Annotated in this window: 19 protein-coding genes; 2 read left to right on the forward strand and 17 right to left on the reverse strand. The window is 58.1% G+C overall.

The genetic code is table 11. The features are described 5' to 3' along the window. Positions 1-10: 10 nt before the first annotated feature. Positions 11-943, forward strand: coding sequence for a U32 family peptidase (locus AABA21_RS30525; protein WP_338256059.1), 933 nt, complete (start codon positions 11-13; stop codon positions 941-943). Here AABA21_RS30525 and AABA21_RS30530 read toward each other — a convergent pair. The 15 genes from AABA21_RS30530 to rpiA all read right to left on the reverse strand — a co-directional run bounded on the left by AABA21_RS30530 (position 940) and on the right by rpiA (position 19853). Next, positions 940-1296: an inorganic pyrophosphatase gene (locus AABA21_RS30530; RefSeq protein ID WP_338256060.1), complete on the reverse strand. Its 357-nt coding sequence runs from the start codon at positions 1294-1296 to the stop codon at positions 940-942. The two genes, AABA21_RS30525 and AABA21_RS30530, sit on opposite strands and share 4 nt — an antisense overlap. A 6-nt stretch (positions 1297-1302) precedes the next feature. Beyond that, positions 1303-1569 carry an HPr family phosphocarrier protein gene (locus AABA21_RS30535; RefSeq protein ID WP_338256062.1) on the reverse strand — a complete coding sequence of 89 codons (267 nt, stop codon included), beginning with the start codon at positions 1567-1569 and terminating at the stop codon, positions 1303-1305. Between the two features lie 74 nt (positions 1570-1643). Next, positions 1644-2306, reverse strand: a complete 663-nt coding sequence (locus AABA21_RS30540; RefSeq protein WP_338256063.1) for a class II aldolase/adducin family protein — start codon at positions 2304-2306, stop codon at positions 1644-1646. 73 nt (positions 2307-2379) lie between these two features. After that, complete coding sequence (locus tag AABA21_RS30545; RefSeq protein ID WP_338256064.1) at positions 2380-5280, reverse strand: glutamine amidotransferase; 2901 nt, start codon at positions 5278-5280, stop codon at positions 2380-2382. Further along, positions 5267-7330, reverse strand: coding sequence for a vWA domain-containing protein (locus tag AABA21_RS30550; protein WP_338256067.1), 2064 nt, complete (start codon positions 7328-7330; stop codon positions 5267-5269). The genes AABA21_RS30545 and AABA21_RS30550 overlap by 14 nt, the downstream gene beginning before the upstream one ends. An 18-nt stretch (positions 7331-7348) precedes the next feature. Continuing rightward, complete coding sequence (locus AABA21_RS30555) at positions 7349-8245, reverse strand: DUF58 domain-containing protein (RefSeq protein WP_338256068.1); 897 nt, start codon at positions 8243-8245, stop codon at positions 7349-7351. Between the two features lie 14 nt (positions 8246-8259). Next, positions 8260-9366: an AAA family ATPase gene (locus tag AABA21_RS30560; RefSeq protein ID WP_338256070.1), complete on the reverse strand. Its 1107-nt coding sequence runs from the start codon at positions 9364-9366 to the stop codon at positions 8260-8262. A 4-nt stretch (positions 9367-9370) separates the two neighbouring features. Next, positions 9371-11086, reverse strand: coding sequence for a hypothetical protein (locus AABA21_RS30565; protein WP_338256071.1), 1716 nt, complete (start codon positions 11084-11086; stop codon positions 9371-9373). Between the two features lie 74 nt (positions 11087-11160). Beyond that, the gene (locus tag AABA21_RS30570; protein ID WP_338256072.1) at positions 11161-12036 is read right to left on the reverse strand and encodes an ABC transporter permease; all 876 of its coding nucleotides are present in this window, start codon (positions 12034-12036) and stop codon (positions 11161-11163) included. Further along, positions 12033-13025, reverse strand: a complete 993-nt coding sequence (locus tag AABA21_RS30575) for an ABC transporter ATP-binding protein (RefSeq protein ID WP_338256074.1) — start codon at positions 13023-13025, stop codon at positions 12033-12035. Before AABA21_RS30575 ends, AABA21_RS30570 begins: the two co-directional genes overlap by 4 nt. 13 nt (positions 13026-13038) lie before the next feature. Beyond that, positions 13039-15765 (reverse strand): DUF7408 domain-containing protein, encoded by a 2727-nt coding sequence (locus AABA21_RS30580; RefSeq protein WP_338256075.1) that lies wholly within the window; start codon positions 15763-15765, stop codon positions 13039-13041. A 315-nt stretch (positions 15766-16080) separates the two neighbouring features. Then, positions 16081-17061 carry a ketol-acid reductoisomerase gene (ilvC, locus tag AABA21_RS30585; protein ID WP_338256077.1) on the reverse strand — a complete coding sequence of 327 codons (981 nt, stop codon included), beginning with the start codon at positions 17059-17061 and terminating at the stop codon, positions 16081-16083. A gap of 269 nt (positions 17062-17330) precedes the next feature. After that, positions 17331-18197: a 3-methyl-2-oxobutanoate hydroxymethyltransferase gene (gene panB / locus AABA21_RS30590; protein ID WP_338256079.1), complete on the reverse strand. Its 867-nt coding sequence runs from the start codon at positions 18195-18197 to the stop codon at positions 17331-17333. A gap of 29 nt (positions 18198-18226) precedes the next feature. Beyond that, on the reverse strand, positions 18227-19123 hold the full coding sequence (gene panC, locus AABA21_RS30595) for a pantoate--beta-alanine ligase (protein WP_338256080.1): 897 nt from the start codon (positions 19121-19123) through the stop codon (positions 18227-18229). Positions 19124-19154: 31 nt separating this feature from the next. Next, the gene (rpiA, locus tag AABA21_RS30600) at positions 19155-19853 is read right to left on the reverse strand and encodes a ribose-5-phosphate isomerase RpiA (RefSeq protein ID WP_338256081.1); all 699 of its coding nucleotides are present in this window, start codon (positions 19851-19853) and stop codon (positions 19155-19157) included. 712 nt (positions 19854-20565) lie between these two features. Here rpiA and AABA21_RS30605 point away from each other — a divergent pair. Continuing rightward, on the forward strand, positions 20566-22452 hold the full coding sequence (locus AABA21_RS30605) for a response regulator (protein WP_338256082.1): 1887 nt from the start codon (positions 20566-20568) through the stop codon (positions 22450-22452). Positions 22453-22702: 250 nt separating this feature from the next. Here AABA21_RS30605 and AABA21_RS30610 read toward each other — a convergent pair whose 3' ends face one another. Beyond that, on the reverse strand, positions 22703-24871 hold the full coding sequence (locus AABA21_RS30610; protein ID WP_338256085.1) for a S9 family peptidase: 2169 nt from the start codon (positions 24869-24871) through the stop codon (positions 22703-22705). A 195-nt stretch (positions 24872-25066) separates the two neighbouring features. Further along, on the reverse strand, positions 25067-25882 hold the full coding sequence (locus AABA21_RS30615) for a PspA/IM30 family protein (RefSeq protein ID WP_338256087.1): 816 nt from the start codon (positions 25880-25882) through the stop codon (positions 25067-25069). Positions 25883-26083 lie beyond the last annotated feature (201 nt).

Consider the following 26083-nt stretch of genomic DNA (forward strand, 5'->3'; position numbering starts at 1 on the left):
ATCAGAACTTATGGAAGAGACGCGTCGTTTTCTGACTAGCCTGGGACTGCCTGCTGGCGATGCCTATGATCTGCCGACCAGCACGAAGCGTTTCCCAGATGGCGCCCAGTACCGGCTTGAGATTCCCAGTACCGAGAGCGGTCCCGCGTTGGCCGCGATTATCGAGGAGGCCAAGCGCTACGAGCTGACCATTCATCGCATCTCTCAAGGGAGTGGGGTGATGTTGATGACCGATGCGGAGATTCTGGAGATGGCGCGCCTGGCTATCTCGCAACAGATGGAGATCAGCCTCTTTGCCCGTCCCAACGCTGCCTGGGATACCGGTGCTATGGCCGTCGCCAGCGGCGGGAAGACCGTTGCGCCCCGCCTGCGTGGGCAGGAGCAACTGGTGCACTGTCTAGAGGATGTGCGCCGGGCGGCCGCGCTGGGCATACGCAGCGTGCTGCTGGCCGACGACGGCGCGCTCTGGGTGGCCAATGAGATGCGCCAGCAGGGTTTGTTGCCACCCGATATGCAGTTTAAGATCAGCGTAATGATGGCCTCGGCCAATCCCGCCTCTATTCGCCTGCTCGAAAAGTTGGGTGCTGATACCTTCAATATCCCCACCGATCTGAGCTTGCCGCAGATCGCCGCTATCCGCCAGGCGGTGGATATCCCGCTGGATATCTATGTCGAGGCGCCCGATGACCTGGGTGGCTTTGTGCGCCTGTATGAGATTCCCGAGCTGATCAGGATCGCGGCCCCCGTCTACATTAAATTTGGCCTGCGCAACGCGCCCAATATCTATCCTACGGGCACCCACCTGGCATCTACCGCGCTGGCCCTTACGCGTGAGCGCGTGCGCCGGGCCCGATTGGGAATGGATATTATCAAGCGCTATTATCCTGATGCGGTGATGTCTCAGCCCGGCGCCAGCGGGCTGGCCATCCCGCATAACCTTTAAATGTCGGCCGGCCGTTCAACCATGATGGCTGATTGGTTTGCCCATCTATTATGGAACGTTAGGATGGCCTGTTGCTCTTGTGTGGTGCAGCCGATGAGGAACTTGATCTCACTATCGCGTTTGGTAAGATCAACTGTGATAAGGATGGCGCTGATCCGCCTTTCTGACTGGCTGCCCAGCCAGGCATCGATCCCATCTCCGTCACCAGAGATTGTGCCGCTGAGATACCCATAATCTAAGGGATAAATAACATCCGGGTAACGGGGGTGGGCCGAGCCTCTAGGACGATCGATGTTGATCGTGCTGGTTTCAACCAGGGTGGTTAGTAGCTGCCAGAATGCTTCATCGTGCATTTTCTTCTAATGCTCGACAAAATTGTTCTGGATCAATCCCGCCAGGGCTGCGATGGCCCTCTGTTCGTCGTCGCCCTCGGCGGTAATCTCAATTTCGGCATCCTTTCCGGCACTGACACTGAGCACACGCACCAGGCTCTTGGCATCCACCGTTTTCCCATTGTAGGCAACGCTGATCTTACTGTTAAATTGCCTGGCTAGCTTGACAAACTGGGCGGCCGGCCGCGCGTGGAGTCCTACCTCACTCTGGATGCGTACGGTGTTTTGCTGCATAACTACTATCCTCAATCTGGTCCTGGCGGGAACGGTATTATTGTATTAATGTATATCAATGGCTTAGCTTTTTGTCAATGGGTACCAATGGCGGTCTGACCGTAGCCCTCTTTCCAATGAGTATGCAGCCTGGCTACTTCTTCGGGTGGTAGTGGGGCAGGTGTGCCCAGCTGTTTGGCCAGACTGTAGACGCGGGCGGTATCCTCCAGCGCGTGGGCGATCGAGAAGGTCAGGGCCAGATTGACGCCCACCACCATGGCGCCATGGTTGCCCCAGATGACGGCCGATCTCTCTCCCAGCGTCCGCCCTACCAATTCGGCGAAGGCCTGCGTCCCCGATTCCTGATAGGGCACGATCGGCACCTCTCCGCCCAGGCAGGCGGCAGATTCCTGCAGGATCATCGGGATCGGCTGATAGACAACGCCAAAGGCCGAGGTATAGAGCGCATGCGTATGCATGACGCAATTGATGTCCCGCCGTAGACGTAAAATATGGGTGTGAAGCGGCGTCTCGACCGATGGTTTCCACTTCCCCTCTATGATATTACCCTCCACATCAACCACAGCAATATCTTCGGCGGTGAGCATCTGGTAATCCGCTCCGCTGGGAGTGATGCATATCAATCCGCTCTCCGTGTCGCGTGCGCTGAGATTGCCCTGGGTCGCGCGTACCAGCTGGCTCTCGTACATCTTTCTGGCATAATGAGCTACTTGCGTGCGCAAATCGTTTAACAGCATCTACTAAAACCTCCTTCATTGGAAGTTTACCACGTTTCTTGACATAATAGTCCATGTTACACAGCTATTACGACTATTTCCTTTTCTGCGTTCGTTTCCGCTTAGCCTCTACCAGGCGCGAGGCGGTTGAGGAGTTGGCTGATGCCGATTGTCCGGCTTGCTTCGTCTGCGTTGGCGGCTTGCTCGTCGGCGGAGCCGTATCGGGCGCGGTTTTCACCGGTGTTTGTGCCCTCGGTGGTGGCGGCATGGCCGCCTGGCTGGTTCGGGATGTGACCGGTGGCGTGGCCTGGCTGCGCTGCCTTTCGCGTTTGGCCCGGATCGAGCTCAGGGAGGCTACGCTGGGCTTCTTCTCGGCTGGCGTGGCCGTGGCCGTCGCTGGCTGCGTGCTGGTTTCTGCTCTGGCGCGTCCCCTGAGCCAGTGGTATCCCTCGACGATAAAGTCAAAGTTGGCCAGGCGCCGGGCGGCGATATCGACTGGTAGGAGCAGGGCGGCCAGGATCAGGAGCCAGAATGCCAGCGGCACCGAGGCCGATGTCGGTATCAGGCTCTGGGTAAAGGCCGACTCTGTATCATTGGGATTCAGGAGGGTGCCGCCACCGGCCTGGGCCAGCAGCTGCAGGAAGCGGGTATCAGTCCCCTGATTATGGTACTCGGGCGAATAGGGGACCACCATGCCGGTGGTGGCGGTCAGGCGGCTCTCCTTCTTGTTGGCCCCCTGCCAGGTTACCTGCAGCAGATATCCTCCTACCTGTTCGGCCGGAAAACTGCCTTCCCAGCGCTCGGGCGCGGTCGGCTGCAGATTGATATTTTGCTGTGAGAGATCAGGTCCAATGATGTGCACCTGGACCTGCTGTTGACCGCCCTCGGCGGTCGTGCCCGGTGGCAGATCGACCGTCAACTGCCCCTGTCCATTGTTGACCTTGCCATTGATGGTCATGCCTCCATCATTGGCGGCCGGCAGAGTCCAGGTGACGACATTGGCCCACCACTTCGGGGCATCGCTCCAGCTGAGCCAGTTTTTGGTCCATAGCCCCAGGGCGTCGCTGGTCCAGGCCGCCACGCGCCCCAGGCCATACTGCCATACCGCCAGTACCGGATCATCCAGGTGGCTGACCAGCACCATCTGGGCGGCCGGCTTGGGCGTGGTGGCCACATAGCCGTTCAGGGTTGGCAGGCCGGTGATCCCGGTCAGGATCGGATGACTGCCGACCACGGCTGGATTGAAGCTCTCATTGATCAGCGAACGGCGCGCGGCGCGCTGTGTCTCTTTCAACAATATCTGGGGGATAATGTTGGGATTGTCGGCGCGGTAGAAGCGTCCCTTGCCCCACTGGGCGATATTCTGCATGGTGGCCAGATCTTCATTGCTCAGGGCGTTGGTCTCAACCGTCGAGACGGTGATGTTCTCGCTGGCCAGCTTCGTGACCTGTGGCGCGTAGTTATCGTAGGCGTCCCCATCGCCCAGCAGGATGATATGTTTGATCTTGGCATCCGTGTGCAGCAGCTCCTGTTCCGCGTTGGCGAAATCGGGATTATAGCTGGGAGGATCGACCGGATTAATGTTGTCGATGGCCTTGTCGATCGATTTTTTATCGGTGACGTGCTGCATCTTGATGCTCAGGGTGCCGTAGCCTCCCGAGATCCCCACCTGGTCGCGCGGTGTGAGCAGTCCTACCACCCCTTTGGCGGCCTCTTTCGAGATATTGATCTGCACCTGCTCTTCCAGGCTCTCGACGATCAGTACGACCGCGATGCTGGGCGTCTCTTTATGCTGCGGAATATCCATGCTGACCGGCAACACCTGCTCCAGCGGCGTATCGGTATAGCCTCCTACGCCGTAGCTGTTCTGGCCGCCGCTCACCACCAGTCCATGCCCCAGGTCGCGTACAAAGGACTGCAGGATCTGCATGCGGGTATTGCCAAGCGCGATGGCGGGCACATCGGCCAGGATGACGCTGCTGTAGGGCACTAATCCATCCAGTGTGGTTGGGATGTCGCCGGGGGTAGCTACCGAGACGTCGATATGGGTCGCCTGCAGGGCCGCCACGATGTTACGCCCGCTCCCCGGCTGCCCCTCAATAACGAGTATCTTTGGCGGCCCCTGCACATTGACAAAGGCGGCCGCCTCATCGTTTTGGGTAATCGAGTCCCTGGGCGCCTCCAGCGTAATGCGGAAGGTATGGAAGCCGACCGTTGGCGACTGCATGTCGATGCTCAAATCTTGCTCGCCTGCTGAAAGGGGAACCTTCTGCTGAGAGATGATTGTTGAGTCCAGGTAGATGCGGGCAGTCGCCTGCTGGGCGACGCTGCTATAGATCCTGGCGTGCAGCTTGAAATGCTCGCCGGTATGCAGGTTGGTGGGCGCGTCAAAGCTATCGACCCTGACGTCGTCGCTATTGACAGTTGGCAGGGCGACGATGTCGAGCCGGATGCCCTGCTGCTGTAAGAGCTGGGCCTCCTGTTGCGCGTCCTCTAGATTTTGCTGGCCATCGCTGAGCAGGACGATGTGGCGCTGGCTATTGGATGGCAGGATGGCCGCCGCCAGGCGCAGACCGGCCGCCAGGTCGGTATAGTTGGTGTCTGGCGTCGATTCAAAGTGTGAGAAGTCGATAGTCGCCGATTGGATCGACTGTTCCACCAGGGCATTGCGTCCGACGGCCACGATGCCCACCTGGTCATCGGCGCGCTTATGCCTGACGGCTGAGCCGATCCACTGCTCGATAAAGGTGCGCTGTGGACCTGTGCTGGCCGAGATGTCGCCGACGAAGACGGTGGCCTGGCGCGAGACCGGCATCGCCCACGCGGTTCCCGCCAGGGCCAGGATGACACAGCTGAACAGGAGCAGACGCGCCGCCAGGATCAGTCCACGTTGCCGCCTGGGATACGGAAGCGACATGCGTTTCCAGGTCAGATAGACCAGGATACCGATGGGTATGAAGAGTAAGAGTAGCAGTGGCTGCTCAAATGTTAACACGGCGCTCCCCTTTCGTTGACCTGGTCAGCTTGGTGCGCAGGCGTTTCCTGAATTTTTTGCTTTGACGCCGGGTACGGTTCCAGCTGGCCTGTACCTGTTCCTGCATCGAGGCCAGCCATGGATAGCGCGCGATACGCTGATTGGGTTTGCCGCGCATAGTCGTGCGTGGCGTTCTGCTCGCGGACTGGCTGCTCTGCTGTGGCTGATAGTTGCGGCTGAAGAGCCACCATTCGGCGCAGAGTATCAATAGGAGCAGAGCGGCGATCCACGGCCAGATCTCTCTGAGCTGGCGCGAGATAGTGTTTTTATTGCCGGCCACATTGGTGCTATGGGCGACCGGGATGGTTTTGGCCGGGGCCAGCTGTGATTGATTGGGATTGAACAGGTTGACGGTAAAGGTCCCATTGAGCACCTGCCCATGCACGCGCTGGCTGACCTGGTAGATACCCACGGAATTGGTGCGCGCGTAGGGCGTCACAGGGAAGGGCGGTCCCACCGTGACGGCCTGTTGATCCGGTCCGGTGACCGTTACCTGGTCCGCGCCTGGCCACGTCTGTACATTGACGGCTGTGCCCGGAGTCACCTGTCCGTTCCCGGCCACCGGCGAGGGCAGGAACCAGTTGACCATGTTATAGATCAGGATCGGGAAGGATGGCTGCAGTGGCAGATCGGTGTCGTGCAGGTCGAAGCCGAAGACCGCGATGCGGCGGTTGTTGTTCTCGCCCGCCAGCAGCAACGGCGTCTCGGGCGTATTGATGATGCTCTGAGCCCACAGCGCGGGCTTGAGCGGATGGCTGGCGCGCATGGTATGGATGCTGCTCAGATCAACATCGCTGAGCAGGTTCTGCGGATCGTTGCCGGTGCTGATATGGGTGACGGCGGCGATCGGACCCGATGAGCCAAACGAGTAGTTGTGCGCGGGCGGATTCACGTAGAGGATGTTGCCCGCAGGCTCTTTAGGAGGTGTGTAGCCATCAAAGATCGTCAGGTCATATGTGCCGACGTTGGCCGTGTATTTTGACGGATCGATGGTGTAGAGGGTGACGTTGGATTGCAGCCGTAGTGCCGTCTGCAGGTACATATTGCCTTTGGAGACCAGCAGCACGCGGCCATGCATGGAACTTCCCACCAGGGACCAGGCTTCGTGATCGGTGGTCATCGCATCCTGCGAGAGCAGGCGCGCGTGCAGCAGATTGGTGCGCGCCGGCAGGGGTCCCCACTCGATAGCTCCACTGCCCCCCGCGTTCAGGGTCACCGTTTTGACGCCAAAGAGCTTTCCGTCGGTGTAGAGCTCGACCGGGACCGAGCGCTTATCATGGCTGTAGTTGCTGACCTGGGCAAAGGCGATCAGGCTTCCCTGCAAGGAGCGTGAGGAGAGGGCCAGTAATGCCACGTTGGGCGCGTCGCCGCCGATCGACATGTAGCGGACCGGAAATGACGAGTCCAGCGTCTGATCGCTGTTCATGACGTGACCATCTCCCACAACCATGATCTGCGCGTTCTCCTGACCCGCCGCCAGCGAGCTGGCCAGCGAGATGGCCTGCTGCAGATCGGCGTCCTGGTTGGTGACGCGCGCGTGTTGCAGGGCGTTTGTCAGCTGCGTCTTGTCCTGTGAGTTGGCGATCAGCACCTGCGGGGTACGCGCCATCGAGATCAGCGAAAGGTGGTCGTTGGGTCCCAGGGCATCTATGAAGCCGCTGATGGTATCTTTGGCCTTTTCAAAGCGGCTGGGGGCCACGTCGGTGGCCTGCATACTGGCGGATGACTGCAGGATCACAATGGTATTGCCACTGACGGGACTGCTCATAAAGATAGCCGGGCGCACCAGGACCAGTACGATGATGATCGCCGCCAGCAGCTGCAGCAGCAGTAGTGGTGTGATGCGCAGGCGCTGCCATGGACGACTTGCCTGCAGATCTTGCATCGCCTGCTGCCATAACAGTGTGCTGCCAACGATCCTTTCCTGGCGTTTGGGGCGCATAAAATAGAGCAGCAGGATCACTGGTATGATGGCGCTGAAGGCAAGGGCAGCAGGAACAAGTATGCTCATGACGCTATCTTTCTGTGATTATCGAACCAGTTCTACCTGTCGCAACAGGCGCTGCACAACATCTACGATATCGGTATCACTGGCGATCAGGGTATAGGTGCCCATATAGGTATGGGCGAAGGCCGCCAGCTCCTCTGTGAAGCGGGCCAGGCGGTCGCGATACGCCTGCAAGATGTGCGAGGAGGCGCTGACCTCGACGCTCTGGGTCCCCTCGCTATCGCGCAGCCGCCAGTCTCCCTGTATCTGCGGGTCTAGCTCGTCGGGCGAGAGGATCTGTAACAGGGCCACCTCCTGCCGCAGTTGGCGCACTGCCCGCACCCCGGTCTGATAGCCCTGCGACGTGAGAAAATCCGAGATTACAATGGTCAGACCGGGAGTCGTGACCACGCGGCCGATATCGTAGAGCGCGCGATTGAGATCGGTTGTTCCTGAGCGCGGCAGCTTCTGCAGGAACTCGCCCACACTCCAGATGGCGTTTTTGCCACCACTGATGCGCCGATATGAAACCAGGCGATCGGTCAGGGCGCCCAGGATCACGCTATCCTCGCACTTGAGGGCGATGTAAGCAAGCGCGGCCGCGACCGCCATGCCCAGTCCCGCTTTCTCCGGCGTGCCATGATACATCGAATCCGAGCAATCGAGCAGGATGGTGACGGTAATGTTCTCTTCGGCCTCAAAGACGCGCAGGAAGAGCCGTTCCAGGCGCGCGAAGGCCCGCCAGTCGATGCGGCGGAAGTCATCGCCGGGCGAATAGCGCCGATAGTCGGCGAACTCCATTGATGATCCGGCCAGCGGCGAGCGTCGGCGCCCCTGCCGGCCCGTTGCCATCGGACGACGTGTGAGTAGCGAGATATTATCCAGGCGCTGGAGCACACTGGCGTCCAGCGGAAAACGCGCTTTCTCGGTATCTGCCATGTGTCGTCTTTCTTCTAGTTATCTGCATCTAGCTCGCTGATAATAGCCTCGATTAACTGCTCGGTGGTAATATTGTCGGCCAGGCCATCGAAGTTGAGCACGATCCGATGGCGCAGGGCCGGATAGGCGACCGCTTTGATGTCTTCCAGCGAGACGTTGTAGCGACCTTCCAATAGCGCGCGTACCTTGCCCGTCATGATCAATGCCTGCAGGCCGCGCGGACTCCCGCCGTAGCGCACATACTGGCGCACCTTTTCTGGCGCGCCCTCCTGATCGGGGTGGGTGGCTAGCAGCATGCGCACCGCGTATTCCTTGACGTGCGTGGCGATGGGGACCGCGCGGGCGACCGCGATCATGCGCGCCAGTTCTTCGCCCGAGGTGACCTTCTGGGCCTGCGGGGTCTCTGTGCCGACCGTGGTATCGATGATGCGCATCAAGTCTTCCGCCTTAGGAAAGTTGACCATGATCTTCAGCATAAAGCGGTCGAGCTGTGCCTCTGGCAGCGTGTAGGTCCCCTCCATCTCCAACGGATTCTGCGTGGCCAGCACAAAGAAGGGCTGGGGCAGGGGACGCGTGCGATCGCCCACGCTGACGGTGCGCTCCTGCATCCCTTCCAGCAGGGCCGACTGCGTCTTTGGCGTGGCGCGGTTGATCTCGTCGGCCAGCACGATGTTGGCGAAGATGGGACCCGGCTGGAATGAGAAGGCGCGCCTGCCACCGGTTGAGCCATCCCCTTGTTCCGAGACGATGTTGGTGCCCACGATATCGGCGGGCATCAGATCTGGCGTGAACTGGATGCGGGCGAATTTGAGCGAGAGGGTATCGGACAGCGTGCGCACCAGCAGGGTTTTGCCGAGTCCAGGCACGCCCTCAAGTAAGACGTGCCCTCCCGCCAGCATGGCCAGCAGCAGTTCGCGAATAACGTGTTCCTGCCCCACCACGATGCGGCAGAGCTCCTGTTCCAGTTTATTGGTTACGGCGATGAACTGTTCGATATTCTCTTCGCTGGGTTCAGCGGAAGAGATTGTGGGCTCCCGTGTCGCGACCTCAAAGGTGTGCGGCTCGGGTCGAAATTGCGTATCATCGTATGGATTGAACGTGCTATCACTTGCGTTTGCCATGGTATTACTGCTGCCCTTCTAATGTGTTGAAGTAATCATGGACCAGGTCCTTCTGGCTTGGCGCGACATTACTGTTGTCGATGGCGTCGTGCGCTTTCTGGTTATACTGTTCAATGACCTTTGAGTAGGGGACATCCGAGCCAGGCTGAACGACGCCGTTGTTATTATCAGCGCTCTGTGTACTTGAGCCCTGGCCGTTCTGGCCCTGCACATACACAGGCTCATCCTTGTGCGCGCCAGAGCCATTGCTATTGCCACCACCGGCTCCTCCCTGTCCCTGACCCTGCTGACCCTGGCCTTGACTTCCCTGACCCTGGCTTCCTTGACCCTGCTGTCCCTGACCCCGGCCCTGCTGACCCTGGCCCTGTTGACCTTGCTGTCCTTGCCCCTGCTGGTTTTGTCCCTGCTGGCCCTGGCCCTGACCCTGCTGGTTTTGCCCCTGCTGGCCCTGGCCCTGACCCTGCTGGTTTTGTCCCTGCTGGCCCTGGCCTTGTTGATTCTGCCCCTGATCTTGACCCTGCTGCGCCTGTCCAGTTGTATTGTCTGTGGCTGATGCCAGGTTGTTGGCGGCGTTCTGCAGACCCTGCGAGGCCTTATTGATCGCGTTCTCGCCGGCCTGGTCAGCGCTGGTCTGGTTGCTGGCTGATTCCACGGCTTTGGCGGCATCTGAGATCTCGCTGCTGCTGCCGTCGGCCATCGATTTCGCCATCTGATGCAGGGCCGAGCTTAAAGCGGGATCTTTGTTCGCCTGGTTGGCGGCTTTCTCCAGATCCTGGGCCATCTGCTTGCGCTGCTCAGGTGATGCCTTGCTGGCCTGGTTGGCGAGATTCTGTAAGGCCTGGGCCAGGCTCTTGCTATCGTTGGAGTTTAAAGCCTGTCCGGCGGCGCGTGTATTGGCATTGGAGCTATTGTTGAGCGCGTCGGCGGCCGAGGAGCGGGCCTGCGTTTTGTTGCTGGACTGTGGGTTGCGCAGTTGATCCAGTTTGGCCTGCGCCTCTGAAAGCGCCTGCTGGGCATCGTTGGGATTCTTAGCCTGCTGCAATTTGCTTTCCAGATCGTGGAGGATCTGGTCGATCTTTTGCTTCTCGTCCTTAGAGATGCCTGGCTGCTGAGCGGTGATCTGCCGGAGCTTTTCAATGCTGGTCACCTGCTTGGTGATCTGCGCCTGCAAAGCGGCCTGTTGTTTGAGGACGGCCGTCATGGGATTGGGGACCAGTATCAGCGTGGTCAATAAGAGTAAGAGCACGACCAGGGTGACGGTGGTGGCCCTGTTCAGGCGCAACGCGATACTTTTGGCAGGCGTATGGGCGCGCAGTTGTTTAAGGGCATCGCGCCTCTGCAGTCCGGCCAGGGCCGATGCCTGGTCGCGCAGCTCCCACGCGGTCCCTACACGGTCATGTAGAGACAGGCGCTCATCCACCATGTGGGCCGTGCTGGTATTGGTGGGGCGGAACCAGAGTGCCAGGGCGATGCCCAGCACCGGTAGGGCGATGCCGATCCCCAGCGCCCAATAGGGAGCCGACGCCCAGGGGAGCAGGCGAGAGATCAATAGGATCAGGCCCGCCATAAATAAACCGATCAGCAGGCCGCGTACGCCCCAGAAGAGAATTCTTTGGGTCCAGATGCGTCTACGCCAGGGCCGCAGCGCGGCGCTGAGGTTCGCCTGCGCCTGCGCTCCCCCGCTGTTCGCCCGGGTATGTGACGGTATAAAGGTTGCCATAATACATCCTTTCCCTTGTCTCATCAGATGGACGGATGCCTGTTTTCATCTATATATACCTGTATTCTATCTCATCACGCTGTCGCTGACGCTTTTGTTTCGTTTCCTGATGTCTCGATGTTGTTCTTGCGTAGCCGCAACTGTAAACGCTGCCAGGCCTGCGGTTTCACCAGCCAGAGACTCAGGGCAATCAAAATGAGGGCGGCGATAACGCTGTAAATACTGTATATCTGCCAGGCAACAAAATTGAACGGGCCAATGTTAATGCTATTGTTGGTGTTTATCGCACCATAGTTGAACGTGCTAAACATCGCCACCACCGGATGGCATAGCAGATAGAGCGGCATCTTGCTTGTCCTGAGCGGGATGATAATGGCATAGAGGACAGGCAAGCCCAACCAGAGCAAGAGCAGGACATAGGAGAGCGCGGTCGAGATCGCGGGTCGCGCCACCAGGGTTGAGCAGAAGATTCCCAGGCTGGCGGCCAGCACCGCCGTCAGAACAAATACCAGGAGCGCGGCCAACGCCTGTGTCGGTGAGACGCCCCCGAAGAAAAAGACCAGACTGAAGATAGGGATGGAGGCCGCAATCAGTATCAGCGCGTTGAGCAGGCCAGCCAGCAGCTTACCTGTAACGAGCGAGGTCGAGGACAGGCGTGAACAGAGCAAGAGATCGAAGGTCTGGCGCTCTTTTTCGCCGTTGACGGCCGTCGACGTAAAGGCGGGCGTAATAAAGATGATCAGAAAGAGCTGCACGGTCAGCAGGATGCTGTAGAGCCCCAGTCCGATGTTGGCCCAGTTGTTGCCGTAGGCCGCGCTACTGCTGCTAACGCTGATATAGAACCAGCCCAGCAGACCGAGCAGTAAGATGTATGAGACGACCAGCCAGATCGTGCGTTCGCGCCTCATGCGCAGGCGCATCTCTTTGATCAATAGTGCCATGAAGGTCATGCCTGGCTGCCCCTTTCTGTAATATGCATAAAGACTTCTTCGAGTCGTCCACCACCCGAACGAGGAGCAAAAGAGACAACCGGATAACCCTGGGCGATGAGGGCGGCCAGAATATGGTGCAGCGTCTCATCATCACCACTAAATTCTGCTTGAATCAATCTGTCTTCGTTGGTCGTGATGTTGTGGATATCGGCCACGTTTTCCAGGTGCGCGACGACGTCGTCGATCCGCGTGTTGTCGAGCAGTCGGATCTCTATCTGGCGCGCGCCACCCAGTTGATGGGTGACCCGCTCGACGTCCCCGGCTATGACCAGCTGCCCGTTCTGGATGATGGCGATATCGGTGCACATCTCAGCCAGTTCGAGGAGGATGTGGGAGCTGATCAGAATCGTCTTGCCCATCCCCTGAAGCGTGCGCACCAATTCGCGCAACTCGACGCGCGCCCGTGGATCCAGTCCAGAGGCTGGCTCGTCCAGCAGCAGGATGTCTGGATCGTGGACGAGCGCCCGTGCCAGGCACAGCCGCTGTTTCATACCGCGTGAGAGAGTCTCAACCATGGCCTCTCGTTTGGACGAGAGCTCGACCAACTCTAAGAGGTCCGTCACGATGCCCGCGCGTTTCTGCCGTGGTATGCCGTGAATGCCGGCATAAAACTCCAGGTATTCCGCGGAGGTCAGGTCGGGATAGACACCGAAGAAGTCCGGCATATAACCAACCTTGCGCTGGATGATAGAGGGGGTGCGCGTCACCTCCTGTTCCTCGATCCAGACCTGCCCCGAGCTCGGAGTGAGCAGGGCCGCCAGAATGCGCAGCAGGGTGGTTTTGCCGGCCCCATTAGGACCAATGAGCCCATAGATGGTGCCACGCGGGATCTCCAGACTGATATCGCGTAAAGCATGGGTATTGTGATACCGTTTCGAGACGTTTTGAATTTTGATAATCGCTTCGGTTGTCGGTGCCGTTGTGGATGGTACCACCATGTTCTGCATTAGCTATCCCTCTCTACTGTGCGACCGTCCCCTGCAGGGTTAAGGTTGGTTTATCAAAGACCGCATTGGTATCACGGTTGCTTAGATGCAGCAATATACGCCCTCCCGTGCCGATATAGGCTTGCGCGGATTTAACCGTACAGGTAAATTCACTGAAGGATACACTGTCCCAGTTGCCCGTCTGCCAGTTATAGAGATATGCCTGTAGATGATTGATATTCGTGGCTGCACCAACCGTCTGGCCGGTATTTCTTGTTGGCGAGAGCGACGATGTGAAGGTCAGCGAACTATTCTCCAATTTGGATATATTGGGCACGGTATACTCCAGCGTCATATTGCTCGACACCATTGCATACGTCCCCAATGACACTTCCTGGATGTTGCCAGGGGCGTTCTGTTGAATATGGACGATCTGACTGTTGATGATGCCAGACGGGATCTGCACGGCTCCGGTGAACTTGACGTCCAGGGGTGCCTGTACTATGGTCTCCTGTGAACCGCTGGGTGTCTGACCGTTGACCGTGATATCTCCGTTGATGGAGGATGTGTCCTGGGGCCAGCCGATAACGGTCGCGGTGGCGCCCGCCAGGGTCAGTGGATCACGATCGCTGCTACTGGTGCCGTTGAGGATCTGTTTGGTAATCACTCCACTGGCATTACCAGCCGTCGGGAAGGTTTGATGGTAGCAGGTGGTGTTGTCGCAGAAGCCCCCGCTGAGCGCCTCCAGCAAGAGTGCGTGACGGTGTGGGGCATCCATGGCCTGGTTGTTGCTGGTGTTGTACGCGGAATAATAGCCCCCATTGGGATTGGTGGCCATCCCGCGACTGCTGGCGATCTGATCCGCGATCGTCGTGGCATTACTTGCGTTCTGGGCGTTGGAGGCGTTGCTGCCCAGGTTGAGCTGGACCTGCGTGGTACTGTTCGGCTTGATGTCGCCCAGTGATACATAGCCGTTGCCCATCACCACAAACGCATCGGTCAATGTATACGGAAGCGTGCTGGTGACTGTGCCGCTCAGGATATTCTGCTGCAGCTGAAGCTGTGAGGTGATGCCGCCGCTGGTATGCATATCGTGCTGGGCGATCAGGGTGCGCGTGGTCCAGATATCGACGCCCTGCAGATCAACATTGGTGCCATCGCTGCCCACGGTATAGATCGACTGCTGATTGCTCGAGGTGCCGCGATAGGCAGGATCTACATATCCATTTTGGTCCGCCGGTTGCACCAGGCTGACCCCTGGCATGTGCACCTGGAAGTCCCCCTGGCTGGGAACAAAAACGCCCAGGAAGGTGGTGGCATGTCCACTGGAGCCGCTTTTATCGGGCGCGTTCAGCTGGATGAGCGTAATACTGCTATTGACGATGGCTGATCCCTTTTGCTGCAGGGCCAGCCCATAACTGAGCAAGGTAAAGATGGCGATGGTCGCCAGCACGATGCGCCAGCTCCAGTCGCGTCTCTTGAAGGCACGTATCAAGATCAAGCGGAGCGGACCCAGGATGATGACATAGCTTAGCAGGAGGACCAGGATGAGCCAGATCGATGGATAGGCATTCGGGAAGAAGCTCTGCAGCAGCGAGATCAGTGTCACATAGGGCATATTAATGTTTGACCCTGATATAGGGGTATTGCCTGTATTGGCCGTGTTCATCAAGACCCGGTCCCCTATGGAGCGCGTCAGGAGATCGGCCCAGAGCTGATGGGTATTTTGCCAGCTGGCCAGTGGCTCGATGGTGGGATCATAGGCCAGATAATAGACGTCCCCTTGCCCCTGAATCTGCTGCACAATTACTGGTGTGCGATCCGACGAGAGCAGTGTCGTGGTATGCGGGGCCGCCTGGCCCGTGCTGATAGCGACCTGTGCCTTCATGTTCTCGTTGTTGGGTTGATTATTTGAGGCCACGGTATTCACCGGCAGAAGCGGCCTGTTAGCTGGGATGTTGCCGGTTCCCTTGATGCTGACCGGTACCAAACTCGCCGGCAATGCGCCCAGGGTGCGCTTCCATTCAGGACCACCGGTGACGATAAGGTCTCCCCCCTGATACACCCAGTTCTGCAGCGCCGCCAGCTGTGCCTGGCTTAAAGATCCAGTGGTGAAGTTGTCCACCACGATCACATTGAAATTTTTGAGCAGCGCGGCCTGGTCTGGCATGCTGGCCGCGGTCAGGCCTTTGGTTTGTCCCGACGTTGCCAGCAGATTAGAAAGGGCCAGGTTGAGCTGGCCAAAGTTATTGGGTGTATCTGATAGGATGCCGACCAGCGTGAGGTTGCTGCCGTTATTGGGCGTCAGGGCTACGTGGGAAACGATGTGACCACCTGTATCCAATAAGTTGACCGCGACCTCGCTGTTGGCACCCTGCGCGCTTAAATTCAGCGGCACGGATAGCGTGATCTGCTTCTTAGCCCCCGGTGGGAGATCGACGTTTACTTGATAGCTATTGGTACTGGTGCTTGAATTCGGCCCGGCAAGTGATGTGGAGGGGATATTGATAGCGACCTTGCCCGTAAAATCGCTCCCGGTGTTGCTCAGGTTAACTTGAACGGGGACCCAGTTACCGTCCTGGTACATGCCATCGAAGCCCAGGCTGGCTTTTGTAATGGTTGGACCACTGGCCGTAAGGTGTTGTGGATGGGCCAGTGCCGATGGAGAAAAGAGCACAAAAAAGAGAAATAAGGTAAGGTAACCAGCGATATAGAAAGCGTTGCGTACCATGCGTTGAGGACGCATGTGTAAAATGAGCATATCCCTGAGCCTCTCTTATGAATATCATCACAGAAATCACGTCGCATATTTGAAAACATATATCTTCTCAATAGAGCGAAAGGTGGAAAATCTCCAGGGTATGGTACTGTTAATACATTAGACGTTCGAAAAGGGCGTTCTGTTGCATGGAATGCGGTGCGCTGAGGCGCTCAATAGGGCCTTTGCGCGGATTGGCGTGGCATGTCGCATCAATCCGCTCACTGTTGTTTTATCTATCGGCGTTTGAACGGCGCAAATAAAGGTTCTCTTTCCAGCGAATGCTTGATATAGGATAACAGAAAATCCTGAGAAATGCTACGGTAGCAGCTTTCGCATGTGCTCTCCTACAGTCTCTATGGGGTGCGTGGCATCCTGTCGCCGCCACGCCTTCAGCATCGGCTGTCCGGCCTGATTCTCCTGGATCCACTCGCGGGCAAAGCTGCCGTCCTGGATATCCTTGAGTGCCTGGCGCATGTTGCCGCGCGTATGCTCATCTATAATGCGTGGCCCCGTCCGGTAGTCCCCGAATTCGGCGGTATCGCTGATCGAGTTATGCATAAAGTGGATGCCACCTTTATAGAGGAGGTCGGCGATCAGCTTTACCTCCTGTAGGCAGCAGGTATAGGCCACTTCCGGCTGGTAGCCCGCCTCTACCAGGGTCTCAAACGCGGTGCGGATCAGGGAGGTGAGCCCGCCGCACAGGACCACCTGTTCCGCGAAGAGGTCGGTCTCGGTCTCCTCGGCGAGCGTGGTTTGAATCACGCCGGCTCGTGTGCAGCCCAGCGCGCGGGCATAGGACAGGGTGAGGTCGCGCGCCCGGCCGGTGACGTCCTGGTAGACGGTCCAGAGGGCCGGAATCCCCGATCCCTGGCTGTACATGTGCCGCAGCTGCGCGCCGGGACCATTGGGCGCGACCATGGCTACATCGATCGTCTCATCCGGCACGACCTGTCTGTACTGCAGACTGAAGCCATGCGCGATCAGCAGCAGTTTGCCCGGGGCAAGTCCTGGCTGGATGCTCTGCGTATAGACCTGCCCCTGAATCTGATCCGGCACCAGCAGCATGATTACCTCGGCCTGTGCTGCTGCCTCATGTGGCAGTAGCGGCGACCAGCCATCCTGTCGCGCTCTCTCGCGGCTCTTACTCTCAGCTGGCAGCCCGATCAACACATCGCAGCCGCTATCGCGCAGGTTCAGGGCGTGCGCGTGCCCCTGGCTCCCATAGCCGATAATCGCCACCCGCTTCTGCCGGATAAGCTCCAGGTCCGCATCCGCGTCATATAAAATAGTTGTCATCCTTTTTTCCCTTCTTCGCTGACTAATCATCAGCGAGTGTCAGGCTTTCCTCTTACCGGAGGTTTGAGCGCCCCCGCACAGGCGTCCGCATGCGCGCGGCCGCCCTGTTGCACCAACATACAGTGAACTGCTGAGAGCCGTAGGCGTGAAAGCCATGAGCGTAAGCTGGTGTCCATCATATGCTGGTGCAGCTGGCGCTATACGCGCCAGCTGCACCAGCATATTTAAAATAGGGGCGACCGCCTGTGCAGGGGCGCTTACGCGCCAGCTTAATCTTCTGGTTCTGCTGACTGCTCGATAAATTGACTTTTCAGGGTGCGGGCGACCTCTTTATGGGTATGATAGGTTTCGCTATCAGCGGGGAATGTGCCCGCCTGCACATCCGCGCTATATTGCTTGAGCGCGGACGTGGCAATCTCCGCCAGCTGCGCGTACTGGCGCACAAATTTGGGCAGATGATTGGTGGTCAGACCCAAAACGTCATGGAAGACCAGCACCTGTCCGTCACAATGGGGACCGGCACCGATGCCGATGGTTGGAATGTCGATCTCCTGCGTGATGATCTGCGCCAGCACATCAGGTATTCCTTCCAGAACCAGCGCGAAGACGCCCGCCTCGGCCAACGCTCTGGCATCTTTGAGCAGCTCGTGCGCGGCCTCAAGCTCTTTGCCTTGCACCTTGTAGCCTCCCATGGCATGTACGGACTGAGGCGTCAGACCCAGGTGACCCATGACAGGGATCTCGGCGGCCAGCAGAGCCTCGATCATTGGCAGCCTCTTGCGTCCACCTTCCAGCTTGACCGCTTCGGCCTCTCCCTCGCGTACCAGGCGACCGGCGTTGCGGATCGTCTCTTCAATTGAAATATGGTAGCTGAGCCAGGGCATATCCGTCACGATCAGGGCGCGCGGCTGCGCCTGTGCTACGGCGGCGCTGTGGTGGACCATAATATCAACGGTGGCGGCCAGCGTATCCGGCTTGCCCAGCACGGTGGTGGTGACGGAATCGCCAACCAGAATCATATCGATCCCCGCCTCGTCGACAATGCGGGCCATGGGGGCATCGTAGGCGGTAACCATCGTCAGTTTCATTGCGTGTTTGCGAGCTTTAATGGCGGGAACTGTAACTTTATCGCGCATGGTTGTTCTTTCTCTAAATAGATGAATGCTTATGGGTTGGCGCGAGATACCTGGTCGCCAATCAGGCCGGTATCCCACCTGCCATCAGTATGTAGCACAAAATTATCGATCAGGCGTGTCTTGCCTATGCGCACAGCGATCAGCACGAGGGCGGGAGGGCGTAGCGTCTGCAGTGGCAGGAAGGTGCTATAGTCACGTATTTCGATGTATTCCAGCCGGATATTCGGCATGCTGTCAACCACCGTGCGGGCCGCCCCGCTAATGGCCTGAACATCGGTCAGGCGTTGAAGATCAAAGGCAGCCATGGCGGCTGAGAGGGCGCGGTAGAGCACGCATGCGCTGGCTCGTTCGCTGGCGGTCAGATAGCTATTGCGGCTGCTCATGGCGAGTCCATCAGCTTCGCGGATCGTGGGCAGGGTCTGCATGGTGATCGGCAGGTTGAGATCCTCAATCATACGCCGGATGACCACGACCTGCTGGGCATCTTTTTGGCCGAAATAGACGCGCTGTGGTTGCACGATCAGAAATAACTTGAGCACGACAGTGGCGACCCCCCGGAAGTGCCCTGGACGTATGGCCCCCTCACCCTGCTCGACCAGCGGACCCTCCGGAGTCACGTACGTCGTAAATCCGGAGGGATATATCTCATCTACGGTGGGGATAAAGACCACATCGACCCCCAGATTTGAGAGCAGCTGGAGGTCATGCTCGATGTCGCGTGGATAGCTGGCAAGATCTTCGTGCTGCCCAAACTGGGTCGGATTGATGAAGATGCTGACCACCACGTGTTCATTTTCGGCCCGTGCGTGCTCAACCAGTGAGAGGTGGCCCTTGTGAAGATAGCCCATGGTTGGCACCAGGCCAACCGAACCTGTCCACTGTTCGTGTTCATGCCTCATTGCTTGAACGGTGCGGACGATGTGCATATTCGCGAAATTCCTCCTGGCAAATAGTGGGTTATTGTGGGAAGACCTGGACGCCTTCTGGCCCACCGATAATGATTTGGCTGACCATATGAATGAAGAGGCCGGTCTCAACCACCCCGACGATGTTATGAAGCTGTGCGTCCAGCTGTACCGGATCGCTGATACCCTGCGGGAAGGTGCAGTCAAGAATGTAATTATGATTGTCGGTGATAAAGGGTATGTTGTTGTTTTGCCTGATCTGTACTTGTGCTCCCAGGCGGGAGATCTGCAGTGAGATCGGGGTCTTCGCCAGCGGAATGATCTCTACCGGCAGAGGATAGCGATGCCCCAGCTGCGTCACTTTTTTGGACGGATCGGCGATAACCACAAAACGGCGCGCCGCCGAAGCCAGGATCTTCTCGCGCAGCAGCGCGCCACCGGCCCCTTTGATCAGGCGCAACTGTGGATCGATCTCATCGGCCCCATCGATATAAATATCCAGCTCGGGATGGTCATCCAGGTCAGTCATAGGAATGTTCAGGTTGTTCGCCAGCTCATAAGTGGCCAGGGAACTGGCCACCGCCCCCTTGATCTGTAAGCCCTGCTGGATGCGCTGCGCCAGTGCCTGCACCAGGTAGGCCGCGGTCGAGCCGGTCCCCAATCCCACGACCATTCCCTCTTCTATGAGCTCGGCGGCCGCGCTACCCGCTCGCTGTTTCCAAGTATCCTGTGGACTCATTGGTGCTGTCATGCTTGAACTCGCTCCTTCACTATCGAGTGCCGGTGCCCGTAGTTGCGCGAATTGGGTACAACGAAAGTACTAATAAAACGCCTTTTTCGCGGCGGGTACCGCTTGCTGTGTCGAGTATAGCACGTTCTATAAAGAGCCTACAAATGTGCCGCCGGAGGTGCGTGGTACCTGATGCTACGTATCTTGCCATCGCTACAAGGTCGTGATACACTCTTCGAGTAATTACAGAATTTCGCCGGAAACGTCCCGCTCCTTTATCAGGAAGGACGAGTGCATTCCGTTAGATGTTTGTTGAGAAACTGTCGTTCGGATTGTAATCATATACAAAGCGACAAATATAGAGGCATGAGACCAGAGCTATGCTGCGAAAAAGCATACTACTATTTTGCCCGGACCTCCTTAATCAGGAATAGTTAAAAAGAGTGTGGGCTTTTCTCATACCTGCTACACAACATTGTTGTAAGAATGTGTCTTACTCTCATGTTCATCGCCTATGGCCTGCATGAGGTTTCGCACCTGTGGTGCTCAGAAGTCAGTTTTGTGTTAGTGCATGGGGTGCGCGAAAGCGCACCCCATGCACTAACACAAAAAAACAGCGCGGCTGCACAGCGGACGCGCGTGTGGGGCCGCTCATGCGCCTCCACGGTGACGGGGGTAAGACCCATCCGATGAAGACCGAAGCTTTTTCTTTGGCTGTTCGATGCAGGAGCTGATGACTCGGTCTACTCTGATGGGGGTGGAACAGCCGAATCTGTTTCAGGTGGTAGAAATAATGTCTGATGTCTGTCGCATTATTGTAGTTGCGAGTGATGACGCGCTGAACCAGAGTGTAGTCAGTTCTCTGCGCAAGGATGGCTATATTGTGCAGGGGGTCATGAGTGGAGCGGATGCGGTGCGGGCCCTCTGGTCGGAAGAGTATGAAGTCGTCATTTGTGATGTGAAGACGCCCGGCGTCAATGGCTTCGAACTGCTGCAATGGCTGCGCGCCTATCGTCCCAACGTACGTATGATTATGCTGGGTGAGGCCGACGCGACCTCATCGCGCATGCAAGCCCTGGAGAGCGGCGCGGTCAGCTATTTTGAGAAGCCATTGGATCTGCGCTTGCTAAAAGAAGAGCTGCGCCGGCTGCTCCAGCCAACCGGCTTTTCGGCCAGCCTGGATTCGTTTGATCTGTTAGATGTCATCCAGATGGTCAATATGAGTCGCAAGAGTATTACGCTCCTGGTAAACACCGGGCTAGAGGAGCGCGGCATCCTGCGTTTCCAGAATGGTGAATTGATCTGGGCGGAATATGGGGTGCTGCGCGCGGAAGAAGCGTTTTTCGCGCTGGCCGCGCACAAAAATGGGACCGTTATCCACCAGCCATGGAATGAGCAGATAACCTCTAATGTGACGCAGCCCCTCTCGCGGCTGATTTTTCAGGCTTTACAGTATCGCACAAAGTATGCCGATCGCCAGCAGTATAGCGGTGAGATCGAGCGCGTTCAGGAGGCCCCCGCGGCGTCATCTTTCACCGACATCGATGATACCCCCTTTATGGTGCTGACCGAATCCCCAGCGTACGCACCTGTATTTGAGGCCAGCGCCAACAACACAGACCTGTGGGAGGAGAGCACCAGCGTTCCACCTGCTGAGGTACCCACAGAAAAAGAGTGGTGGGAGAGCACCAGTCGCCGTCCTAGCGTGAAACCCGAGCAGGCCAGCGCCTCGCAGCTGAATGACGCTATGTCCGCCCCCACCATGGCTATGAACGGGCAAGAGCTGATGGATATGCTCAAGAAGATGAACGAGCGCTCGCGCGCCCAGGCGGCTCCTGTTCCTGAACAGAATAGCGAACTTCCCGGCTGGCTGATGGATCAACCAACCTCTTCGCAGCGTGCCATTCCTGAGCCAGCCGCCGATATGTCGTCGTCGGCCGCGTATCCAGTCCCGTTCACGCCAGACATGGCGTCCCCAGCGGAACAGTGGCCGGCGGATCGTACGCTGCCAGGGACCACTGAACAGTTCGCATCCGACCAGTTCAGTGGCTTCCAGGAGACGGAAGTTCTGCGTCCCTCGCACAGCGTCTGGGACTCTGTGGGGCATACGACCTCGGTGAATCTCGGTAGTTCATCTGCGGCGAGACGCTGGTCCGATAGCGGCGCTTTAGCCGTCCCTGCCGCGGATGAGGGAAACCAGCAGCAGCTCTCTTCAGGTACGCTGCACACCCAGCAGGCGGCCCGGCGTAATTATGCCGCCCTGGTCTCGGCCCTGCAGACGCTGGGCTATTCCGTGCCCGGCTTTATCGCCGCCATTGTCGCGACCATCGATGGACAACCCATCGCCCAGGTCGCCATTGATGATATGGATGTCACCAGCCTCTGCCGCCATTGCAGCGCCATCCAGCAGGGTGTGCTGCAGGCCGTCTCCGAGCAGGACGGGGGAGGGGCATACGAGCATACCGTGGTGACCAGTGGAGGAAGGCAGATCTTCATGCACATGGTTGGCACGGATCAACGCATCTTTCAAGTATTAATTACCACGCGCGAGGCCGAGTCCGCGCAGTGCATTCAATTAATGACCAACGTAGAAGAGACCCTTAGCACAGCCTTACAATAAATACAAAGCGAGAAAGACATTTCCCATGAATGACAAGCAGATCGAAAACAAAGAAGAGGCCCCGAATAAAGGTTATTCCTTTATTGTCGGCATGTTCATTGCGCTGGCGATTATCATTGTATTCGTGTTTCTTTTCCCCAGGTAGACCGGAGATTCGCGTTCACACGGCGCTCATAGATTTTTATGTAAAAGCAGGTTGCGACCCACGTATTTGCGCGAGTCGCAACCTGTATATGTGAGCATTGAGTTGCTAGTGATTGCTTGCGAGGTGGCGCTGGAAGAACTCTACCAGGCGCTGCTCCAGGTATTTGAGGTGGGCGGGGTTGCGTGGCATATGGCGCGCCTCAGGGAAGATCATCAGCTCGTACTCTCCTCCGCTGCTCGCCATGGCTTCGAGCAGTCGCATGCTGTGGCGGGCATGCACATTTTCGTCTACCAGTCCGTGGACCAGCAGGAGCTTGCCGCCCAACTTGTCGGCCTCAGTCAGCACCGAACTGGTGGCGTAGCCGCTGGCGTTGCTGCTCGGCTGGCCCATATAGCGCTCGGTGTAGTGGGTGTCATAGCCCTCCCAGAAGGTGACCGGCGCGCCGGCGATGCCCGCTTTGAAGACCTCGGGTGCCCGTTCCAGCGCGCGGCAGGTCATGTAGCCGCCGTAGCTCCAGCCGTAGATGCCGACGCGTTTACCATCGACATAGGGTCGGCTGCTCAGGAAGCGAACTCCCTCGACCTGGTCATCAACTTCGAGCTGCCCCATATTGTGCACGATCGCACCCTCGAAGGCCAGTCCGCGATTGGCGCTGCCCCGGTTGTCGACCTTGAGCACGACGAAGCCCTGCTGTGCCAGGTATTGTGCGCGCATGTCCACGGTAAGGGACCACGTGCTGGTCACGGTCTGCGCGTGAGGGCCCCCATAGACCGCTACCACCAGCGGCCGGGGCTGTCCAGCAGCGCGGACCTGCTCCGAAGCATAGATCGCTGCGTAGAGCTCTGCGCCATCTTTGGTGCGGAAGCTGGTGAACTCTGGCACGAGGAGTCCGAGCGCTGCCGGTGTAACCTTCGCGTTCTCGAACAGCACCGCCTGTTCCGTGCCATCTTCCAGGCTGCTCAGCGTCAGCCTGGGTGGCTGCTGGGGACTGTTCCAGGTGTCGACGAAGAAGCGGTGATTGGGCGAGATGACCGCGCTGTGCCAGCCGGCTTCCTGCGTCAGACGCCGTGGGGAGCCTCCGTCGAGCGAGACGACATAGATGTGCCGTTCCAGCGGACTCTCCTGGGTGCTCTGGAAGTAGACGAGCCGCCGCTCTTCATCGACCGACACCTCGCCGGTCACCATCCACTGACCCTCGGTCAGCGCCCGTATCTCGCGGCCGTCACGGTCGTGGAGATAGAGATGGCGAAAGCCGGTTCGTTCACCTGACCACACGAATTCGCCCGAGCGCAGGAAGCGCAGATCGTTGTGGAGATTGAGCCAGGGCTCTCCCCGTTCCTCGATCAGCGTCGTCGCTGCGCCACTCCGGGCATCAAAAGCGACCAGCCGCTGCGTCTGCTGATCGCGCGACTCGATCAACGCCGTTAGAACGCCATCGGGTCGCCAGGCTACGCGTGCCAGGTAGATATCCTCGTTGGACCCCAGCTCCATCCACGTAACGTCTTTTGGGTTTCCCTCAGCTGACACCACACCCAGTCGCACGATCACATTGCGGGCGCCCGCGAAGGGATAGTGGTGCTCCTCCACGGCCGGCTGTTCCGTTCCCTGGTGTACGATGGGATAGCGGGGGATATGGCGGCTATCGACGCGCACGAACGCCAGACGTGCTCCGTCTGGACTCCACCAGTAGCCCTCGGCGCGATCCATCTCCTCCTGCGCGATATATTCCGCCAGGCCATTGGTTATGCCGTCCGTTGCCCCGCTGGTGAGCGTTCGCGGCTGTCCTGCTCCATCAGTCGTGATAACGTGAAGCTCGCCCGAGCGCACAAAGGCCACCTCTGATCCATCTGGACTGAGCCGCGCGTCGAGGGCTCCCTCGCTGTTCGCCAGCGGGGTCAGCTCCTGCTCGCCGCGCGCGCTATAGAGCCGTCCATCAAAGGGGATCAGCAGGACCCGTGGCTTTCCCTCAGTCCCACCGGCGAACTGATAGCTGGTGACGCCCGATTCGCGCTGGCGGCTGCGTTCGCGCCGCAGCTCCTCCTCCAGGGAGAACTGTCCGGCAGAGTTTTGGGGGCCACCGGATAGATGCGTGAGCTGCCTGCGCTCACCGCTGTTCAGATCATAGCTCCATAGTTCTTGAGCCAGCGAACCAGCGCCTACCTGTCGATAAATAATCTGCTGCCCATCGGGGGTAAACGTGACGCCGGTTGGCGCATCCATGCCCGGACGGGGATAGCGTGCCACATCCTCCAGCAATAACTGACCATCCGCCATAATATGCCTGCTTTCTAAAATGTTTCTATCTAATACATGTGATAACCTTTGCCAATCACATAATTCTATCTTTATAGGATACGACAAAAAAACCGCCGGTGCTGGCGAGCTTGCCTGTTAGCACCGGCGGGCATTGTCGTTCTGTTTGCTACATATCGGAGTTTTGCGAGGCTTCCAGGATCTTTTTCAGGTAGTCTAGATCCATGTCCCGCTCGGTCGAGGGTTCTTCGGCGGGCGTAGCCCCATTTTTGGCTGGATGCGGATGCGTCTCCTGGTCGATGAGCGGTCTGAACTGGACGAGGTCGTCAGGGGACCCGTGCGGGGTGGACGCTGCTCGCTGGCGTGCGGTTGCGAGTTTGCTTGTTGTTTCTGTTTCAGGCTATCGAGCTGCTGCTCGATGGCCTGCTCGGCGCTCAACGCCGCGATCTGGGCGTCGAGATCACGCTTGTCAAGATCGGCCATCGCCATGGCCTGCGCCTGACTATTCAGCTGAGCCTCGCGCGCCTTGCGGTTCGCCTGCAGATCTGTTTTGCCTGTTTTCTGCAGAGCTTCATAGACGCGTTGCTGAATCAAGGCATTGCGTTTGCGCGTCGCCAGTAATTCGATCGTCGTATCCGCCTCGGTGATCTTCTCATCTAACTTGCTCAGCACGCCGCGCAGGGTAGCGACGAACTGCTCCTGTTCCTTCTTTTGTTGCTGGTAGCGCTGAACAAGCTTATTCTGCTCATTGTACTGCGTCAATGCCTGGCGAGCCAGGGCATCGTTGCCATGTTGTACCGCCTGCTCCGCTTTCTTCATCCAGCTGTCGACTTCGGTTTTGCGCGCCTGAATCCGTTTTTGTAGAACATGTCCCTCCGCGATAGCCTTGGCAACCTCAGTCTTCACTTGTACCAGCTGGTTACGCATATCGATCTGCAGTTGTCGCAAGGACTTTTCGGGGTCATCGGATTTTTCCGCTACCGCGTCAAGATTGGCCCCTAGCAAAGTAAGTACACGTTCCAACAGATTCATAGGCCCACTCCATTATTCATATTATCGACCGCGCATCGTAGGTTCGGCCCTTGCGGCCGATTTTCCTCGCCTTTTTACTCAATATCACATATTTATGTATTCCCGCCTACGGCGGGGAAGGGGATAGGAGAGAATTTTTGGGGACTTGATCATGCTCCCAGCATGCTCGCCCAAACCCCGGCAGGAGGGGCTGGCCGCCCC

This window comes from Dictyobacter halimunensis (assembly GCF_036245075.1).

Coding starts and splice junctions, on each gene's coding strand:
- AABA21_RS30525 (WP_338256059.1), top strand. CDS start 11: ATGGAAGAGACGCGTCGTTTTCTGACTAGCCTGGGACTGCCTGCTGGC.
- AABA21_RS30530 (WP_338256060.1), bottom strand. CDS start 1,296: ATGCACGATGAAGCATTCTGGCAGCTACTAACCACCCTGGTTGAAACC.
- AABA21_RS30535 (WP_338256062.1), bottom strand. CDS start 1,569: ATGCAGCAAAACACCGTACGCATCCAGAGTGAGGTAGGACTCCACGCG.
- AABA21_RS30540 (WP_338256063.1), bottom strand. CDS start 2,306: ATGCTGTTAAACGATTTGCGCACGCAAGTAGCTCATTATGCCAGAAAG.
- AABA21_RS30550 (WP_338256067.1), bottom strand. CDS start 7,330: ATGAGCATACTTGTTCCTGCTGCCCTTGCCTTCAGCGCCATCATACCA.
- AABA21_RS30555 (WP_338256068.1), bottom strand. CDS start 8,245: ATGGCAGATACCGAGAAAGCGCGTTTTCCGCTGGACGCCAGTGTGCTC.
- AABA21_RS30560 (WP_338256070.1), bottom strand. CDS start 9,366: ATGGCAAACGCAAGTGATAGCACGTTCAATCCATACGATGATACGCAA.
- AABA21_RS30565 (WP_338256071.1), bottom strand. CDS start 11,086: ATGGCAACCTTTATACCGTCACATACCCGGGCGAACAGCGGGGGAGCG.
- AABA21_RS30570 (WP_338256072.1), bottom strand. CDS start 12,036: ATGACCTTCATGGCACTATTGATCAAAGAGATGCGCCTGCGCATGAGG.
- AABA21_RS30575 (WP_338256074.1), bottom strand. CDS start 13,025: ATGCAGAACATGGTGGTACCATCCACAACGGCACCGACAACCGAAGCG.
- AABA21_RS30580 (WP_338256075.1), bottom strand. CDS start 15,765: ATGCTCATTTTACACATGCGTCCTCAACGCATGGTACGCAACGCTTTC.
- ilvC (WP_338256077.1), bottom strand. CDS start 17,061: ATGACAACTATTTTATATGACGCGGATGCGGACCTGGAGCTTATCCGG.
- panB (WP_338256079.1), bottom strand. CDS start 18,197: ATGCGCGATAAAGTTACAGTTCCCGCCATTAAAGCTCGCAAACACGCA.
- panC (WP_338256080.1), bottom strand. CDS start 19,123: ATGCACATCGTCCGCACCGTTCAAGCAATGAGGCATGAACACGAACAG.
- rpiA (WP_338256081.1), bottom strand. CDS start 19,853: ATGACAGCACCAATGAGTCCACAGGATACTTGGAAACAGCGAGCGGGT.
- AABA21_RS30605 (WP_338256082.1), top strand. CDS start 20,566: ATGACTCGGTCTACTCTGATGGGGGTGGAACAGCCGAATCTGTTTCAG.
- AABA21_RS30610 (WP_338256085.1), bottom strand. CDS start 24,871: ATGGCGGATGGTCAGTTATTGCTGGAGGATGTGGCACGCTATCCCCGT.
- AABA21_RS30615 (WP_338256087.1), bottom strand. CDS start 25,882: ATGAATCTGTTGGAACGTGTACTTACTTTGCTAGGGGCCAATCTTGAC.